The organism is Nakamurella deserti (assembly GCF_003260015.1).
Taxonomy (GTDB): Bacteria; Actinomycetota; Actinomycetes; order Mycobacteriales; family Nakamurellaceae; genus Nakamurella; species Nakamurella deserti.
In genome coordinates this window covers 631,349-646,855 of record NZ_QCXS01000002.1, presented here as the reverse complement: position 1 = coordinate 646,855, position 15,507 = coordinate 631,349, and the positions used below count along the sequence as shown (strand labels likewise).

General features: G+C 73.1%; 14 protein-coding genes. 9 read left to right on the top strand and 5 right to left on the bottom strand.

The genetic code is table 11. The features are described 5' to 3' along the window. The first annotated feature begins 108 nt into the window (after positions 1-108). From DB033_RS03115 to DB033_RS03095, 5 genes are all read left to right on the top strand, one after another. A complete protein-coding gene (locus DB033_RS03115; RefSeq protein ID WP_111765408.1) occupies positions 109-2,046 on the top strand; it encodes a cellulase family glycosylhydrolase in 1,938 nt (645 codons plus the stop codon). A gap of 108 nt (positions 2,047-2,154) precedes the next feature. Then, positions 2,155-2,463 carry a metal-sensitive transcriptional regulator gene (locus tag DB033_RS03110; protein ID WP_111767196.1) on the top strand — a complete coding sequence of 103 codons (309 nt, stop codon included), beginning with the start codon at positions 2,155-2,157 and terminating at the stop codon, positions 2,461-2,463. Between the two features lie 38 nt (positions 2,464-2,501). Beyond that, positions 2,502-2,726 carry a heavy-metal-associated domain-containing protein gene (locus DB033_RS03105; RefSeq protein ID WP_111765407.1) on the top strand — a complete coding sequence of 75 codons (225 nt, stop codon included), beginning with the start codon at positions 2,502-2,504 and terminating at the stop codon, positions 2,724-2,726. Next, on the top strand, positions 2,723-2,944 hold the full coding sequence (locus DB033_RS03100; RefSeq protein ID WP_111765406.1) for a hypothetical protein: 222 nt from the start codon (positions 2,723-2,725) through the stop codon (positions 2,942-2,944). Before DB033_RS03105 ends, DB033_RS03100 begins: the two co-directional genes overlap by 4 nt. Before the next feature lie 35 nt (positions 2,945-2,979). Beyond that, positions 2,980-5,268, top strand: coding sequence for a heavy metal translocating P-type ATPase (locus DB033_RS03095; protein WP_111765405.1), 2,289 nt, complete (start codon positions 2,980-2,982; stop codon positions 5,266-5,268). Between the two features lie 16 nt (positions 5,269-5,284). Here the strand turns inward: DB033_RS03095 and DB033_RS03090 are convergent, their stop codons facing one another. Further along, positions 5,285-5,701: a MarR family winged helix-turn-helix transcriptional regulator gene (locus DB033_RS03090; protein ID WP_111765404.1), complete on the bottom strand. Its 417-nt coding sequence runs from the start codon at positions 5,699-5,701 to the stop codon at positions 5,285-5,287. A 397-nt stretch (positions 5,702-6,098) separates the two neighbouring features. Next, positions 6,099-6,377, bottom strand: a complete 279-nt coding sequence (locus DB033_RS03085) for a GlsB/YeaQ/YmgE family stress response membrane protein (protein ID WP_111765403.1) — start codon at positions 6,375-6,377, stop codon at positions 6,099-6,101. Positions 6,378-6,532: 155 nt separating this feature from the next. Between DB033_RS03085 and DB033_RS03080 the strand changes: the two genes are divergently transcribed. Further along, on the top strand, positions 6,533-7,210 hold the full coding sequence (locus DB033_RS03080) for a response regulator transcription factor (protein WP_111765402.1): 678 nt from the start codon (positions 6,533-6,535) through the stop codon (positions 7,208-7,210). After that, the gene (locus DB033_RS03075; RefSeq protein WP_420814044.1) at positions 7,207-9,315 is read left to right on the top strand and encodes a prolyl oligopeptidase family serine peptidase; all 2,109 of its coding nucleotides are present in this window, start codon (positions 7,207-7,209) and stop codon (positions 9,313-9,315) included. The genes DB033_RS03080 and DB033_RS03075 overlap by 4 nt, the downstream gene beginning before the upstream one ends. 61 nt (positions 9,316-9,376) lie before the next feature. On the opposite strand, the gene DB033_RS03070 is transcribed toward DB033_RS03075, so the two are convergent. Beyond that, on the bottom strand, positions 9,377-10,888 hold the full coding sequence (locus tag DB033_RS03070) for a CARDB domain-containing protein (RefSeq protein ID WP_157970474.1): 1,512 nt from the start codon (positions 10,886-10,888) through the stop codon (positions 9,377-9,379). A gap of 261 nt (positions 10,889-11,149) precedes the next feature. Here DB033_RS03070 and DB033_RS03065 point away from each other — a divergent pair, with 261 nt between their 5' ends. After that, positions 11,150-12,202, top strand: coding sequence for a DNA polymerase domain-containing protein (locus tag DB033_RS03065; protein WP_205843622.1), 1,053 nt, complete (start codon positions 11,150-11,152; stop codon positions 12,200-12,202). Positions 12,203-12,230: 28 nt separating this feature from the next. On the opposite strand, the gene DB033_RS03060 is transcribed toward DB033_RS03065, so the two are convergent. Next, the gene (locus DB033_RS03060) at positions 12,231-13,256 is read right to left on the bottom strand and encodes a sigma-70 family RNA polymerase sigma factor (RefSeq protein WP_111767195.1); all 1,026 of its coding nucleotides are present in this window, start codon (positions 13,254-13,256) and stop codon (positions 12,231-12,233) included. Positions 13,257-13,468: 212 nt separating this feature from the next. Beyond that, positions 13,469-14,077: a YdeI/OmpD-associated family protein gene (locus DB033_RS03055; protein ID WP_111765399.1), complete on the bottom strand. Its 609-nt coding sequence runs from the start codon at positions 14,075-14,077 to the stop codon at positions 13,469-13,471. A gap of 177 nt (positions 14,078-14,254) precedes the next feature. Between DB033_RS03055 and DB033_RS03050 the strand changes: the two genes are divergently transcribed. Further along, positions 14,255-15,499: an APC family permease gene (locus DB033_RS03050; protein WP_111765398.1), complete on the top strand. Its 1,245-nt coding sequence runs from the start codon at positions 14,255-14,257 to the stop codon at positions 15,497-15,499. The last annotated feature ends 8 nt before the right edge of the window (positions 15,500-15,507 follow it).

Below are 15,507 nucleotides of genomic sequence, written 5' to 3'. Positions count from 1 at the left end.
AGCGTCACCGCCGGTTGCCGCCCGCGACCCGCCGACGCGCGCGGTGCGCGTCCTCGCCGTCACCGTCGACGGACACGACTGCGACCTCCGACGGAACGAGAACCGCCGATGATCTCCCGCCCCACCGTCGCGCGGAGCGCGCGCCGCGGCCCGCTCTCCGCCGCCCTCCTGGCGGTCGGGGTGGCTCTGTGGGCACTCACGGTCGCCGTACCGGCCGGCGCCGTACCCACCGGCACGACCGGCACGACCGGAGCCGCACCCACCGGCACGACCGGAGCCGCACCCACCGGCACGACCGGCGCCGTACCCACCGGCACGACCGGCACGGTGCTCGCCGGCACGACGGTGTCGTCGACGGCGGGGACGGCCGTGGAGGCGTTCCCCGCCGATCCCGTACCGCCACCGTCCACTGCCGGCACCACCACGTCACCGGATCCGCCGACACCGACTGGACCACTGCCCGCCGACGGAGGAGGCCCGACGCCTCCCCTGCCGGCCACCCCCGGAACGGCCGTACCCGCCACCGCGACCACCGGACCGTCCGACCCTGCCGGCCCCACCGACGTCCGCGGTCCGACCGGTCCCGCCGACCCGACCGGCACCCCCGGTGGCGGTGCCACCCCGTCGAGCGCCGCGTCCGACGCCCCCGCGGCACCTGTGCGGCTCGCCCCGGAGGAGCTCCGGATCGTCAACTACTACCCGGCGGACGCTCCGTGGACCTCGATGTGGACCTCGTACTCCGCCGCCCGCACCGACGCCGACTTCGCGGCCATCGCCTCCCTGAACGCGACCACCGTGCGGATCATCGTGCAGCCCGCCGGGGTCGGGTGGCCGACGGTGACGCCGGCCGGCGCGGCGGCCCTGCGGGACACGGTCGACATCGCCGCCGCCCACGGGCTGACGGTGGAGCTGACCCTGTTCGACCTCTGGTACTCCTGGTCCGAGCTGGCCGCGTCCAAGGCGTGGGTGGCGCAACTGCTCTCGCCGTACCGGGATGATCCGCGCATCGTCCTCGTCGAGCTCGAGAACGAGATGACCTTCGGTCACCCGCCGGCCGTCGCCTGGGCGCAGGAGATGCTGCCCTACCTGGCGATCGTGCTGCCGGGGGTACCGCGATCGATGTCCACCAACACCGTCACGGCCCTGCGGGCGCTCGACGCCGCCATCCCGAGGTCGTCCCTGGACGTCATCGACATCCACCTGTACGGCGATCTGTCCACCATGCCCGCCTACGTCGCCGCGGCCCGGGCCGTCGCCGCCGGACGGCCGGTCATCGTCGGCGAAGCGGGCCGGTCGACCGGTGACGGCGGGACGGCCGGGTCCGAGCAGGGCCAGCTGGCCCACTACGCCGCGGTCGCGCAGCTGACCCGCGACGCCGGGATCGGGGTGTTCGCCCCCTGGACCCTGACCGACTTCGCCCTCGACACGATGCCGGCCGCGTTCCGGACGCCGTCGGAGGCCTCGTTCGGACTGCGGCGGCTGGACGGCAGCTGGAAGCCCGCCGCCGACCTGGTCCGCCGGATGTTCGGTCCCACCGGGGTGCCGGCGGTGGACCCGGCGCGACCGGCGGCGACCGCTCTCGACGCCGACGGCGGCTTCGAGCGGGCCGATCCGACGCCGTCGTCGGCCGGCCGGCTGGGGTCCTGGCGGGTGTTCGACGCCGCCCAGATCGGCGGTGTCGGTGCCGTCGCCGGGGCGGGGGTGAGTGGCGCCGCGATGATGCTGACCCGGACCGGCGGCAGCCCCTCGATGGTGCCCGCGGTGTGTCAGACCTTCCTGCTGCTGTCCGGCGCCCGCACGGTGACCGCCGGCGTGAGCATCCGGCTGGAGGCAGCCACGGGGTTCTCCCGGATCGCCGTCGCCTGGTTCGACGGCGCCACCTATCTCGGCAGCAGCGAGAGCGTCAACGCCCGCAACGACCGGTCCGGGTGGCAGCGGATCACCGTCACCGGCCGGGCTCCGGCCGCGGCGACGTCGTTCCAGATCCACCTGAAGTCGGCGTACAACTCCGGGACGGCCTGGTTCGACGACGTCCAGCTGGGCTGACCGGGCCGCCTCCACCGGCCCGCGACGTCACGGCCGACCGGGGCGGGCCGGTCGTCCGGTACCCCCGGGGGGTAGTGTCCGGTACCCCTTGGGGGTATGGTCGACGGTATGACCGAACCGCACGACCACAGCACCGCACCCGGGTACTCCGCCCGGCGGGACAGCCACCTCAAGCGGCTGCGCCGCATCGAGGGACAGGTGCGCGGCCTGCAACGGATGGTCGAGGAGGACAAGTACTGCATCGACGTGCTGACCCAGGTGTCGGCGGCGACCAAGGCGCTGCAGGCGTTCTCCCTCGAGCTGCTGGACGAGCACCTGGGTCACTGCGTGGTCGAGGCGGCCGCCAAGGGCGGCGACGAAGCTCAGGTCAAGGTGCGCGAGGCCTCCGCCGCGATCGCCCGCCTGGTCCGCAGCTGACCGTCCGGTCACCCACCCACCCTCTCGAGGAGCACTCCATGAGCACCAGCACCTACGGCGTCACCGGCATGACCTGCGGTCACTGCGTCGCGGCCGTCACCGAGGAGCTCGGCCGCCTGCCCGGCGTCGCGCACGTCGTCGTCGACCTCGCCGCCGGCGGCGTGTCCACCGTGACGGTGGACAGCACCGCCGATCTCGACCGGGAGGCCGTCCGCGCCGCCGTCGACGAGGCCGGCTACGAGCTGGCCCCCGTTCCGGCGTGACCGGCGACCGCGCCCCGCGGACCGGCGTGGTCCTGGCCGGCTTCGCCGGCGCGCTCGCCGTGGTCTTCGCCGCGGCGTTCGGGCTCGGCCGGGCCGTGCCCGCGGTCGGTCCCCCACGGGTCGAGCCCGCGACGGCCGTCCCGGCGCCCCGATCGACCGACCACCCGCCGATGGGCGACCTGACCGACACGACCGGAAGCGCACCGCATCCCGGTTGAGCACGACCTCCGCACCGACCCCCGGGAGGGACCGGATGACCACCCCCACCACCACGACTCCCACCGGGGTGCCCGACCTGGACGGCACCGACGTCGAACTCACCATCGGCGGCATGACGTGCGCCTCGTGTGCCGCCCGGGTCGAGAAGAAACTCAACCGGATGCCCGGCGTCAGCGCCACGGTCAACTACGCCACCGAGAAGGCACGGGTCACCTACGGCGCCGACACCGCACCCGCCGATCTGATCGCCACGGTCGAGGCCACCGGGTACACCGCCACCCTGCCGCCGCCGCCGGCTCCGTCCGCCGCCGACCCGCGGGTGGACGACGACGTCCGACCCGACGACGATCCGGCGGCCGCGCTGCGGCACCGCCTGCTGGTCACGCTCGCACTCGCCGTCCCGGTGGTGGCGATGGCGATGGTGCCGGGGCTGCAGTTCCGGCACTGGCAGTGGCTCTCGCTGACCCTGGCCGCCCCCGTCGTCGTCTGGGGCGCCTGGCCGTTCCATCGGGCGGCATGGACCAACCTGCGGCACGGTGCCGCCACCATGGACACGCTCATCTCCACGGGGGTGCTGGCCGCGTTCGGCTGGTCGCTGTTCGCCCTGTTCGTCGGTGACGCGGGCGAGCCGGGGATGACCATGCCGTTCACCCTGTTCGCCCCCCGCGGCGGCGGCGCGGACGAGATCTACCTCGAGGTCGCTGCCGGCGTCACGGTCTTCCTGTTGGCCGGCCGCTACGCCGAGGCCCGCGCGAAGCGGCGGTCCGGAGCCGCCCTGCGGGCGCTACTGGCCCTCGGCGCCAAGGAGGTGGCCGTGCTGCGGTCCGGGGTCGAGGTGATGATCCCGGTCGACCGGCTCGCGGTCGACGACCACTTCGTGGTGCGCCCGGGAGAGAAGGTCGCCACCGACGGCGTCGTCGTGACGGGGGCGTCGGCGGTGGACGTGTCGCTGCTGACCGGCGAGTCGGTGCCCGTGGACGTGGGTCCGGGTGACCCGGTCGTCGGGGCCACCGTCAACGCCGGCGGTCGGCTCGTCGTCCGGGCCACCCGGATCGGCGCCGACACCCGGCTCGCGCAGATGGCCCGTCTCGTCGAGGACGCGCAGAACGGCAAGACCCAGGTGCAGCGGCTGGCGGACCGGGTGTCGGCGGTGTTCGTGCCCATCGTGATCGCGCTGTCCGTCGGCACTCTCGGCTTCTGGCTGGGCAACGGCGCCCCGGCTGTGACGGCGTTCTCGGCCGCCGTCGCGGTGCTGATCATCGCCTGTCCGTGCGCCCTGGGGCTCGCCACGCCGACCGCCCTCCTGGTCGGCACAGGCCGGGGCGCGCAGCTGGGCATCCTCATCAAGGGCCCACAGGTCCTGGAGTCCACCCGCCGGGTCGACACGGTGCTGCTGGACAAGACCGGCACCGTGACCAGCGGCCGGATGGGCGTCGTGGACGTCACCGCCGCCGACGGAGAGGACCCCGCGCTGGTCGCGCGGCTGGCCGGTGCGCTCGAGCAGTCCTCGGAGCACCCCATCGCCGCCGCCGTCACGGCCGCGGCCGGGTCCGCACCCCTGCCCGGCGTCAGCGGCTTCGTGGCCGTTCCGGGTCGCGGAGTGCGGGGCACGGTCGAGGGCCGACGCGTCGTCGTGGGGTCCCCGCGGATGGTCGTCGACGACGGGTCGGCGTTGCCCGCCGAGCTCGCCGCCGCGGTCCGCGCCGCCGGAACGGCCGGGCGCACACCCGTCGTCGTCGGCTGGGACGGCCGGGCCCGGGGGGTGCTGGCCGTCGCCGACACCGTCAAGCCGTCCTCGGCGCAGGCCGTCGCCGAGCTACGGGCGCTCGGGCTGCGACCGATGCTGCTGACCGGGGACAGCGCCGCCGTCGCCGCGGAGGTCGCCCGGGAGGTCGGGATCGCCGGGGCCGACGTCGTCGCGGAGGTGCTGCCGGCCGACAAGGTGGCCACGGTCCGGCGGCTGCAGGAGCGGGGACACGTGGTGGCCATGGTGGGTGACGGGGTCAACGACGCCGCCGCGCTCGCCGCCGCGGACCTCGGACTGTCCATGGGCACCGGCACCGACGTGGCCATCGAGGCGTCCGATCTCACCCTCGTCCGCGGCGACCTGCGGACGGCACCGACGGCCATCCGGCTGGCCCGGCGGACCCTGGGCACGATCCGCGGCAACCTGTTCTGGGCCTTCGCCTACAACGTCGCAGCCATCCCGCTCGCCGCGGCGGGACTGCTCAACCCGATGCTGGCCGGGGCGGCGATGGCCCTCAGCTCGGTCTTCGTGGTCACCAACAGCCTGCGGCTGCGCGCGTTCCGCGCCGCGGCGTGAGCGCCGCACCCGGCGGTCAGTGTTCCAGCAGGGCCGCCACCTGCTCGAGGTGGCGGACCACCTCGGCCCGCCGGTCGTCGTCGAGCTCGGGCCGGACCTGACGCAACGCGTCGTCGACGGAGCGCCCGGGGCGGGGCACCACCCCGTCGGACGCCGACGGCACCATCGAGACGAGGGTCCGGCGGCGGTCACGGGGGTCGGCCGTCGTCCGCAACACCCCGTCGGAACGCAACTGGGCGACGGCGGTGGACACCATGCTCTGGACGAGACCGGTCCGGCCGACGATCTCGGTGATCGAACTGTCCGGATGCTCGGCCAGATCCTCCATCACCGCGATGATGCTCGGTGACACCGTCTCCGCTGAATCACCGGTCGCCGCACCCGCCACGCTGCGCAGCTGACGGATGAGCCGGTACAGGCGCCCTGCCTCCATGCGTTCTCCTTGCCCGCTGGGCGGTGGTTTCTCACCTGCATCGGAGGTGATCGAATCTCGTCGTCCGCGGGATGCGCGGTCGGGTCACGGGGCGTCCCCGGGGTGCGGACACCACCGGAGCCCGTGGAGTGCTTCGGTTCCGGTGACCGGCCGGATGGGTGGCGACGTGGACCCGGCCCATCGGGGCGCGCCCAGGGCAGGCACCCGGGACGCACGAAGCGCCCCACCGGACGGACCGGTGGGGCGCCTCTTCCCCGCTGCCCGACTGCGACGACCTCCGGAGCGCAGGGCGTCTGCGCGGTCGTCGCGATCGGGTGGGGTGCGGCCGCCCGTCGGGGCGGGCCGGGTACCGGCCGCCGGGGGGTGCCGGTCGGGACGGCGGTCCGGCGGCCGGGGGTCAGCGCCGGACGGCGTTGCGGCTGCCGAACTTCAGGTAGAGGACCAGGACGATGACGGCGCCGATGACCGAGCCGATGATGCCCGACGGCTGCAGGAACCCTTCCTGCGCGTCCTTGTGGAAGATCAGGTAGCCGAGGAAGCCACCGACGAAGGATCCGACGATGCCGAGCACGATCGTCGCCAGGATCGAGATGTGCTGTGAGCCGGGCACGATCAGCCGGGCGAGGGCGCCGGCGACGAGGCCGACCACGATGATGCCGATGATGAGTCCGAGCATGAGAAGCCTCCTGTACAGCACGGGATCCCGTGCGTCCTGCGGGTGAAGGCGGCTGATCGACGATCCGGTGGAACGCCGCGTCTTCTCTGACTCCGATGACACAACCACCCCTGGAGGTGTGCCACTACACCCCTAGGGAGGTTTAACGTCAGGTGATGACCCCGTCACCGGTGCCCTCGCCGCCGCCCATCCTGGTCGCCCTCGTCGACGACTACGACGTGGTGCTGAAGGGGTTGGCGCACATGTTCGACGACTACCGCGACCGCATCCTGATCGCCGAGATCGACGCCAACGCCACTCTGACCGACAGAGTGGACATCGTGCTGTACGACTCCTTCGCGCAGCCGGAGTCCGATCATCCCGAGTTGCACGAGCTGGCCCGGAGCAGCCGGGCGGGCCGGGTGGTGATGTACACCTGGAACTTCCACCCCGACCTGGTCCAGCAGGCCCGCGATCAGGGGGTGGGCGGGTACCTGTCCAAGACACTGCCCGCGCGGGAACTCGTCGAGGCCCTGGAGCGGGTCCACCGGGGCGAGGTGGTCATCAGCGAGCCGCCGCGGCGGGCCGGCAGCGCGCTCGGTCTGGACTGGCCCGGCCGGCGCGAGGGCATCACCGACCGGGAGGCCGAGATCCTGGCCCTGATCACCCAGGGCAAGAGCAACGCCGAGGTGGCCTCGCTGACCTATCTCAGCCCCAACACCGTCAAGTCCTACATCCGCAGCGTCTACCGCAAGATCGGCGTGGAGAGCCGCACGCAGGCGGTGCTGTGGGGAGTCGACCACGGTTTCACGCCCGACCACCACCGCATCGACCACTGGCTGGGTGGCCCCTGACCGGGGCGCCGGCCCGGCACCGGCGCGCTCTCGGACACAATGAGCGCATGGACGATCCCTTTCTGTGGTTGGAAGACGTCACCGGTGACACCGCGCTGGACTGGGTCCGGGCGCGCAACGCCGAGACCGTGTCCGTGTGGGCCGACGACGACACGTTCCGCGCCCTGGAGGCGCGCGTCCTCGCCGTGCTCGACACCGACGCGCGCATCCCGTATGTGACGCCGCGGGGACCGCACCTGTACAACTTCTGGAAGGACGCCGAGCACCCGCGGGGACTCTGGCGGCGGACCACCCTGGACGCCTACCGCGACGGGTCGCCGGACTGGGACGTGCTGATCGACGTCGACGCGCTCGCCGCCGCCGAGAACGAGAATTGGGTGTGGTCGTCGGCCCAGGTGCTGCGGCCGGCCCAGGACCGGGTCCTGGTGTCGCTGTCCCGGGGCGGCGCCGACGCGGTCGTGGTGCGTGAGTTCTCGCTGCTGCGCCGGGCGTTCGTGGATCCCGCGGACGGCGGCTTCCACCTGCCCGAGGCCAAGACCGACATCGGTTGGATCGACGACGACACCGTCTACGTCGGAACCGATCTCGGCGATGGATCGCTGACCGACTCCGGATACCCGCGGCTGGCCCTGCGTTGGCGGCGCGGTACCCCGATCGGCGAGGCGGTGACCGTCTTCGCCGGCGAGTCCGCCGACGTCGCCGTGTCGGCCTGGCACGACCGGACCCGTGGTCACGAGCGGGGTTTCGTCAGCCGGGCGGTCGACTTCTTCAACTCCGAGCAGTACCTGGTCGGACCCGACGACGCCCTCACCCGGGTGGACGCCCCCACCGACGCGTCCCTGTCGGTGGAACGGGAATGGCTGCTGATCCGGCTGATGACCCCCTGGACGGTCGCCGACACCGAATATCCTGCCGGCGCGTTGCTCGCCGCGCGGTTCGACGACTTCCTCGCCGGTGACCGCACCCTGCACGTGGTGTTCGCCCCCGACGCGCACACCGCACTCCACCAGTACGCCTGGACCCGCCACCACCTGCTGCTGGTGGTGCTGCGCGACGTCGCGTCGAGTGTGCTGGTGGCCACGCCGGGGCCGGACGGGTTCACCACGGCCGAGCTCACCGGCCTGCCGCCGCTCACCGACATCGGCGTCACGGCCACGGATCCCGACGCCGCGGACGAACTCGGCGACGACGCCGGGGACGCGTTCTGGCTCAACGCCAGTGGCTACCTGACGCCGGCGTCGCTGCTCCGCGGCGACCTGACCGACCGCGCGGCCCCCGCGGTGATGCGCGGGACGCCCGCGTTCTTCGACGCCGCCGGACTGCGGGTGGACCAGTACTTCGCGACCTCCGAGGACGGCACCGCGATCCCCTATTTCGTGGTCGGGCGCCCGGAGGCCGGCCCTGGGCCGACCCTGTTGTACGGCTACGGCGGCTTCGAGATCTCGTTGACGCCGGCCTACAGCGGCGCGATGGGGCTGGCGTGGCTGGAACGCGGTGGCACCTATGTCGTGGCCAACATCCGGGGCGGCGGCGAGTACGGCCCCGCGTGGCACACCCAGGTGCTCAAGGCCGGCCGGCACAAGGTGCACGAGGACTTCGCCGCGGTGGCCAGGGATCTCGTGGCCCGCGGCATCACCACCCCCGACCGGCTCGGCGCCCAGGGCGGCAGCAACGGCGGTCTGCTGATGGGCATCATGCTGACCCGCTACCCGGAGTTGTTCGCCGCGTTGGTGTGTCAGGTGCCACTACTCGACATGCGTCGCTTCCACCTGCTTCTCGCGGGCGCGTCCTGGGTGGCCGAGTACGGCGACCCCGACGACCCGGACGCGTGGGCGTCGATCGCGACGTGGTCGCCGTACCAGAACGTCGCCCCGGACCGCGCGAGTCGGCCCTACCCGCCCGTGCTGATCACCACCTCGACCCGCGACGACCGGGTCCATCCGGGGCACGCCCGCAAGATGGCCGCCCGCCTCGCCGAGACCGGACAGCCGGTCGCCTACTACGAGAACATCGAGGGCGGGCACGGCGGTGCCGCCGACAACCGGCAGCTGGCCTTCAAGACCGCACTGGCCTACGAATTCCTGTGGCGGCAGCTGAGCCACTGACCCGTCGTAGCCGCACCGGTGCCGGCGGGGCCCTGACGGCCCCGCCGGCGTCGCGGTGGGGTCACCGGACGGTGAGCTTCACCGCCGCGGCGTTGTTGGCGAGCACGGGATCCCCGGTCCGCAGCGAGGCGGCTCCGGCGGCCACGACACCGCTGCCCTTCGCGGTCGCCTTCACCGTCACGGTGTAGGTCACCGAGGCGCCCGAGGCCAGGGACTTCGCGGTCGGGAACACCACCAGGCTGCCGGCGCGCTGCCCGCCGCCCGTCAAGGTGACGGAGACGATCGTGCAGGGCAGCACCACGGACGTGAGGACGTCGGTCGCCGTGTCCGGGCCGAGATTGCGGACGGTCACCGTGTAGGTGCCGCTCTTGTTCCTGGCGATCTCCGACGGACCGGTCAGGGTGACCCGCAGGTCGGCCTTCTTCGGCGGCGCCGGTGTGTTGGTCAGCGAGAACCCGGCGGTGAGGTCGCCCGTGGTGGCCGACCCCTGCCAGACACCGGTTTTCGCGTTGGCGGTGACATTGACGGAGGCGATGCCGTCCTGCCCGGTGGTGACCGTCGTCGACGTGAACGTGCCCGACGCCCCCGTGTTCGGCGGCGCCGTGAAGGTGACGCCGACGTTGCCGACCGGGTTGCCGCCCGCGTCGGTCACCCGGATCCGTACCGGCTGGGCGAAGGCGGTTCCGACGGCGGCCTTCTGGCCGCTTCCCGACACCACGGTCAGCTGGGTGGGGGCTCCGGCGACCACGGTGTAGGCACACGTGGCGGAGGCCGTGTTCCCCGCGTTGTCGGTTCCGGTCAGCGTGATGGTCTTGGTCCCGAGGGAGGCCGTGTCGGCTGCGCCGGAGACCGCGACCGCCGCCGGGCCGGAGCCGGCGTCGGTGACGGTGGCGGTCACCAGGGTGGTGCTGCCGAAGGCGACGTCAGGTCCGGGGAGGGCGATGTCGCAGGTCACCGTGGGGGCGGTGGTGTCGGGAGCCTTGTCGGTGAAGGTGTAGCGGTCGCCGCCCAGGTTGATGGCGTTCAGAACTCCGTCGCCGTGCACGCCGGAGCCGAGCGAGAAGCCAAACGCGAGAACGGTGGCGGCCGGGAACGCCGTGCGCCACTCGTCCAGGGTCCCGTGGTTGTCGCTGCCCGACCCGGGCGCGTGGGAGGGGGCGGCATTCTTGACGAACTGCGCCGACCCGTTGCTGGCCCACCAGTCGTTGCCGTAGATCTTCTCACCGACGAGGATCCCGTCCGCCGCCTTGTCGTTGTCGAAGTCGACGATCAACTGGAAGCCGGGCAGGCCACCGAAAGTCGGGGTGTAGTCGAGTGACGGCTCCCCCACCCCGGCGAGCGCCCTGCTGCTCGAGACGTACTCCGCGACCTTGTCCGTGCTGGTGGACCCTTCGGTGGAGATGTGCAGCCCGGTGCCCGCGATCTCGTAGTGCCCGGTCGCCCGGGTGTCGCTCAGACTCCTGACGAAATCCTGCGGCACCACGATGACCTTGTCGGCGGCGTGCGCCACCCCTGGCAACACCACCGTCATCCCCACCACGACCGCCACCCCAGCCGTCAACCACTTCTTCACGCGCCGACCCCTTTGTCTCCAGCCCGCTCGGACACACGACACGGACATGTCGGATCAGCGGGGAGGAATAGGACTGTAAGTCACGAACGGGTGATGCACCAGAGGGCGAGTGCAGATCTGCGCTGACTGAACGTCGTCAACGGCGGGCCGTGTTCCGTCGATCAGGTGGGTCTGGCGGTGCGATCAGCCCGGACGAGATCCGCCCGGCGGTGCACGCGTTACGGTCGGACACGGCGGTGTCGGTACCACGAGCGGAGACACATGGCGCGCACGGTGGAGACCCGGTTCGGCGTCGAGCTGACCAACCTCGACCAGACCCTCTTCGACGGGGCGGGCGCGACGAAGCGCGACCTCGTCGACTACCTGGAGGTGATGGCCGACCGGATGCTGCCGGGGCTGTCCGGCCGCCCGTTGTCGGTCGTGCGCATCCGGCCGGGGCAACCGCCGTTCATGCAGAAGAACCTCCCGCCGACCGCTCCGGCCTGGATCCCCCGGCTGCCGGTGTGGTCGTCGGCCTCGCACCGGGAGATCGCCTACGCGGTGGCCGACGATCCCCGGACGCTGCTGTGGTTCGGCAACCAACGCGCGGTGGAGTACCACGTCACCGTGCTCACCGCACCCGAGAACACCGTGTCCTGGGTGGTTCTCGACCTCGACCCGCCCGAGTCGGACGGTCGGGAGCGGTGGGGTCGCGACGGCACGGTGGTGCGGACTGCGCGACTCGTGCAGCAGGCGCTGGCCGATGCGGGCCTCGTCGGCGCGGTGAAGACCAGCGGGTCGAAGGGCCTGCACATCCTGGTGCCGGTCGCTCCCGACACCACGGTGGACGACGCGGCCGCCGCGACCCGCGCCCTCGGTGCCCGCGCCGCGGCCCTCGACCCGGAGCTCGCCACCGTCGCCTACATCAAGGACGACCGCGGCGGCCGGGTGTTCGTCGACTCGACCCGGTCCGGCGGGGCGACGCTGGTGGCCACCTACAGCCCGCGGGCCCGTCCCGGCGTGCCGGTGTCGTTCCCGGTTGGGTGGGACGGACTCGACGACGTCGTGCCCGACGAGCTGACCGTCCGCACGGTGCCCGGCCTGCTGGGCGCGCACGACCCGTGGTCGGCGACCCTGCCGGCGCGGCAACGACTTCCGCAGGCCCTCGTCGCCGAGGGACACACCATCCCGGTGGCCCGGGTGCAGGCCATGCACGAAGGCAAGCGGCGGAAACGGGCCGCCGCGCAGCGGGCCGCCGAGGCGGACCCGGCGGAGGCTCAGGATCTCGGGGAGGCTCAGAACCCCAGGGAGGCGCTGGACCCCGCGGCGACCTGACCGCAGCCGTGGGTCGCGTCCGGTCTCGTCAGCGCAGTTCGGTCGGCAGTCCGAACCGCGGGAAGTGGTCCACACCGAGGAACGAGGTGATCCCGCCGACCAGTCCGCCGTCGACGGTGAGCACGGTGACCGCCCAGGCCCGGAAGACCCCGCTGCCGTCCGCGCACAGGTATCCCGCGACGGCGGGCTGACCGTTGGCGGTGACCGCCCGGTGCCGCCACGCCCCGCAGGTCGCCATCGGAACGGCGGCGGCGAAGGCCACGGCGGCCGTTCGCCCGCCGTACCAGCGCGGCAGCGGCGGCATCGACCAGGTGACGTCGGCCGTCAGCAGCGCGGTCAGCCGGGGGACGTCACCCTGCTCCAACGCCGCGGCGAAGCCCTCGACGAGTGAGCGGACCCGGCCATCCCCGACCTGTCGGAGCGTCTGCTGCTGGGAGCGGGGCGGGACGCGTTCGGCGACCACCCGGCGGGCGCGCTGCAGCGCACTCGTCACCGCGGGCACGGAGGTACCGACGACGTCGGCGATCTCGGCCGCCGACATCCCGAGCACGTCGAACAGCACCAGCACGGCGCGTTGGTTGGGCGGCAGGTGCGACACCGCGGCGACGAACGCCACTTCCACCGCCTCCCGCTGCTCGTACCGGGCGGCGGGCGACAGCGGCCCCTCCCCCAGGCCGGCGACCGCGTACGGCTCCAGCCAGTGGGTCCCGGTAGCCGGCCGGTCGTCGAGCACCGGATGCGCCGACGGCGGCCCGAGGTCCATCGGCAGCGCCCGGCGGGACCGGCCGCGCAATGCGTCGAGGCAGACCCGGGTCACGACGGTGTACATCCAGGTGCGCCACGAGCTGCGGGACTCGAACCCGGCCACGCCTCTCCAGGCCCGCAGCAGCGCGTCCTGCAGCGCGTCGTCGGCGTCGTGGGCCGAACCCAGCAGCCGGTAGCAGTGGGCGTGCAGCTCGGGGCGCAGCGGGGCGACCAGTCGGGTGAAGGCGTCGTCGTCACCGGCCCGCGCGAGGGTCAGGTCGTTCGCCGGGGCGGCGTCCACGTCAGAGATCGCCCACGACCGAGGAGTCTGCCGGACCCGGCGGGTCTGTGCGTGAAAGGCCCGGCCCGGTCCCCGCACCGGGGAGTCCCGATGAGCACCACCAGTACCCGACACCGCCTCCTTGCGGCCGCACCGCACCGCCTCGCCGACGACCCGGCCGGCGTCGCGCCGCGGTTGCGCGAAGTACTGGGCGGCGCCACCGCGGCGCGACGGCGCCGTGATCAGCTGTCGGTGGGTCGGCGCTTCTGCGGGTACAGGGTCTCGCCGCGGGCCAGCATGTCGACGAATTCGGCGATGCGGCGGGCCCGTGTCTCGGGTCGCTTCAGGCTGTTCAGCCGGAACGCGAGCGCGAACCTGTTCTGCTTGGTGAGGATCTCGTACATCGCGGCCGCCGCCGGCACCTCGGCGATCGCAGCCATCAGGTCCGGCGGATCGGCCAGGCTGGCCTGGGAGTAGGCGGCGGCCCAGCGGCCGTCGGCCTTGGCCCGCTCGACCTCCGCGAGACCCGAGGGCTGCATCCGTCCCTCAGCGGTGAGCGCGGCGACGAAGTCGACGTTGCGCTGCGACCACGGGCTGCGAGCCCGCCGGGGGGTGAACCGCTGGAACGACGTGGCCGCATCGCAGGAACGCGCCTGACCGTCGATCCAGCCGTAGCACAACGCCTCCTGAAGGGCCTGCTGGTAGGTCAGCGACGTGGGGTCGGTGGTGCCCTTCTTGGCCAGCCGCAGCCACACCCCGAGCGGTTCGGTGTGGTGGGCGGCCAGCCAGTCCCGCCACGCAGCGACGTCGGGCAGCAGCAACTCGGGCTGTTGCGGCTTGGGCTCCGGCACAGCCGAAACCCTAGACGAGCCCGCCGGTGGGCGGCAGGCCCTCGGGCGCCCGGTCCGGCGGGTGCGACCGATCGGTGTCCGGTGGGAACGACCACCAGCGGACCGCCGTCGGATGCGGCCGACGGACGGCCTCGGGGCAGGATGTGGCTCGGACGTCCGCCGACCGGGAGGGGATCGATGTCTGCACCGGACGGATCGGGCGGTCCGTCGTTGAGCAGGCGGCTGGGCACCTTCGACGCCGTGGTGATCGGGCTGGGCGCGATGATCGGAGCCGGCGTCTTCGCCGCGTTCGGGCCGGCGGCTGCGGCGGCCGGAGCCTGGCTGCCCGCCGCCCTGGCCGTGGCCGCCGTGGTGGCCTACTGCAACGCGACATCGTCGGCCCGATTGGCCGCCCGGTATCCGGCGTCCGGCGGCACGTACGTCTACGGCCGTGAGCGGCTCGGCCCGTTCTGGGGTCATCTGGCGGGGTGGTCGTTCGTCGTGGGCAAGTCGGCGTCGTGCGCGGCGATGGCGTTGACCGTCGGCGCCTACCTGAGGCCCGACCATGCGCACGCGGTCGCGGTGGCGGCGGTGCTCACGCTGACCGCGGTGAATTACGTGGGCGTGCAGAAGTCGGCGCTGGCGAGCCGACTCGTGGTGGCGTTCGTGCTACTGGTGCTGATCACAGTGGTCGTGACTGGCGCCGGCGCGGATCGTGGTGCCGCACGCGATGCGGTCGCTCCGGTCGGCGTCGCGGGCGTGCTCCAGGCGGCAGGGCTGTTGTTCTTTGCCTTCGCCGGATACGCGCGGATCGCCACCCTCGGCGAAGAGGTCCGGGAGCCGGCGACGACCATCCCGCGGGCGATCCCGATCGCGTTGGGTGTGACGGTGGCGGTCTACCTGGCGGTGTTGCTCACGCTGCTGCACGTGCTCGGCGCCGGCGGTCTGGCCGCGGCCACCGATCCGCTGGCCCGGGCCGTATCGGCGGCCGGTGTCCCCGGACTCGCGCCCGTCGTGCGGGCGGGCGCGGTCGCCGCCGCGGCGGGTTCCCTGCTCGCGCTGGTCCTCGGGGTGTCCAGGACGACCTTGGCGATGGCCCGGGACGGGCATCTGCCGAAGGCACTGGCGGCGGTGCACCCGCGGTTTCACGTACCGCACCGTGCGGAGCTCGCCGTCGGCGTGGTGGTGGCGGCGGTGGCGGCGGTCGTCGATCTCCGTTCGGCGATCGGCTTCTCGTCGTTCGGTGTGCTCGTCTACTACGCCGTGGCCAACGTGTCGGCGTGGACCCTGTCCGCCGCCGAGGGCCGACCGCCCCGGCTCGTCCCCGTCACCGGTGTCGTCGGTTGCCTCGTCCTCGCCGCCACCCTCCCCGGGGCGTCGGTACTCGCCGGCGCCGCCGTGGTGGCCGCCGGCGGGCTCTCGTACGTTCTGCGCCGCCGCTGACCCGACCC

Excerpts from the sequence above, each read along its gene's own strand:
- DB033_RS03115 (WP_111765408.1), top strand. The coding sequence starts at position 109 with ATGATCTCCCGCCCCACCGTCGCGCGGAGCGCGCGCCGCGGCCCGCTC.
- DB033_RS03110 (WP_111767196.1), top strand. The coding sequence starts at position 2,155 with ATGACCGAACCGCACGACCACAGCACCGCACCCGGGTACTCCGCCCGG.
- DB033_RS03105 (WP_111765407.1), top strand. The coding sequence starts at position 2,502 with ATGAGCACCAGCACCTACGGCGTCACCGGCATGACCTGCGGTCACTGC.
- DB033_RS03095 (WP_111765405.1), top strand. The coding sequence starts at position 2,980 with ATGACCACCCCCACCACCACGACTCCCACCGGGGTGCCCGACCTGGAC.
- DB033_RS03090 (WP_111765404.1), bottom strand. The coding sequence starts at position 5,701 with ATGGAGGCAGGGCGCCTGTACCGGCTCATCCGTCAGCTGCGCAGCGTG.
- DB033_RS03085 (WP_111765403.1), bottom strand. The coding sequence starts at position 6,377 with ATGCTCGGACTCATCATCGGCATCATCGTGGTCGGCCTCGTCGCCGGC.
- DB033_RS03080 (WP_111765402.1), top strand. The coding sequence starts at position 6,533 with ATGACCCCGTCACCGGTGCCCTCGCCGCCGCCCATCCTGGTCGCCCTC.
- DB033_RS03065 (WP_205843622.1), top strand. The coding sequence starts at position 11,150 with ATGGCGCGCACGGTGGAGACCCGGTTCGGCGTCGAGCTGACCAACCTC.
- DB033_RS03050 (WP_111765398.1), top strand. The coding sequence starts at position 14,255 with ATGTCTGCACCGGACGGATCGGGCGGTCCGTCGTTGAGCAGGCGGCTG.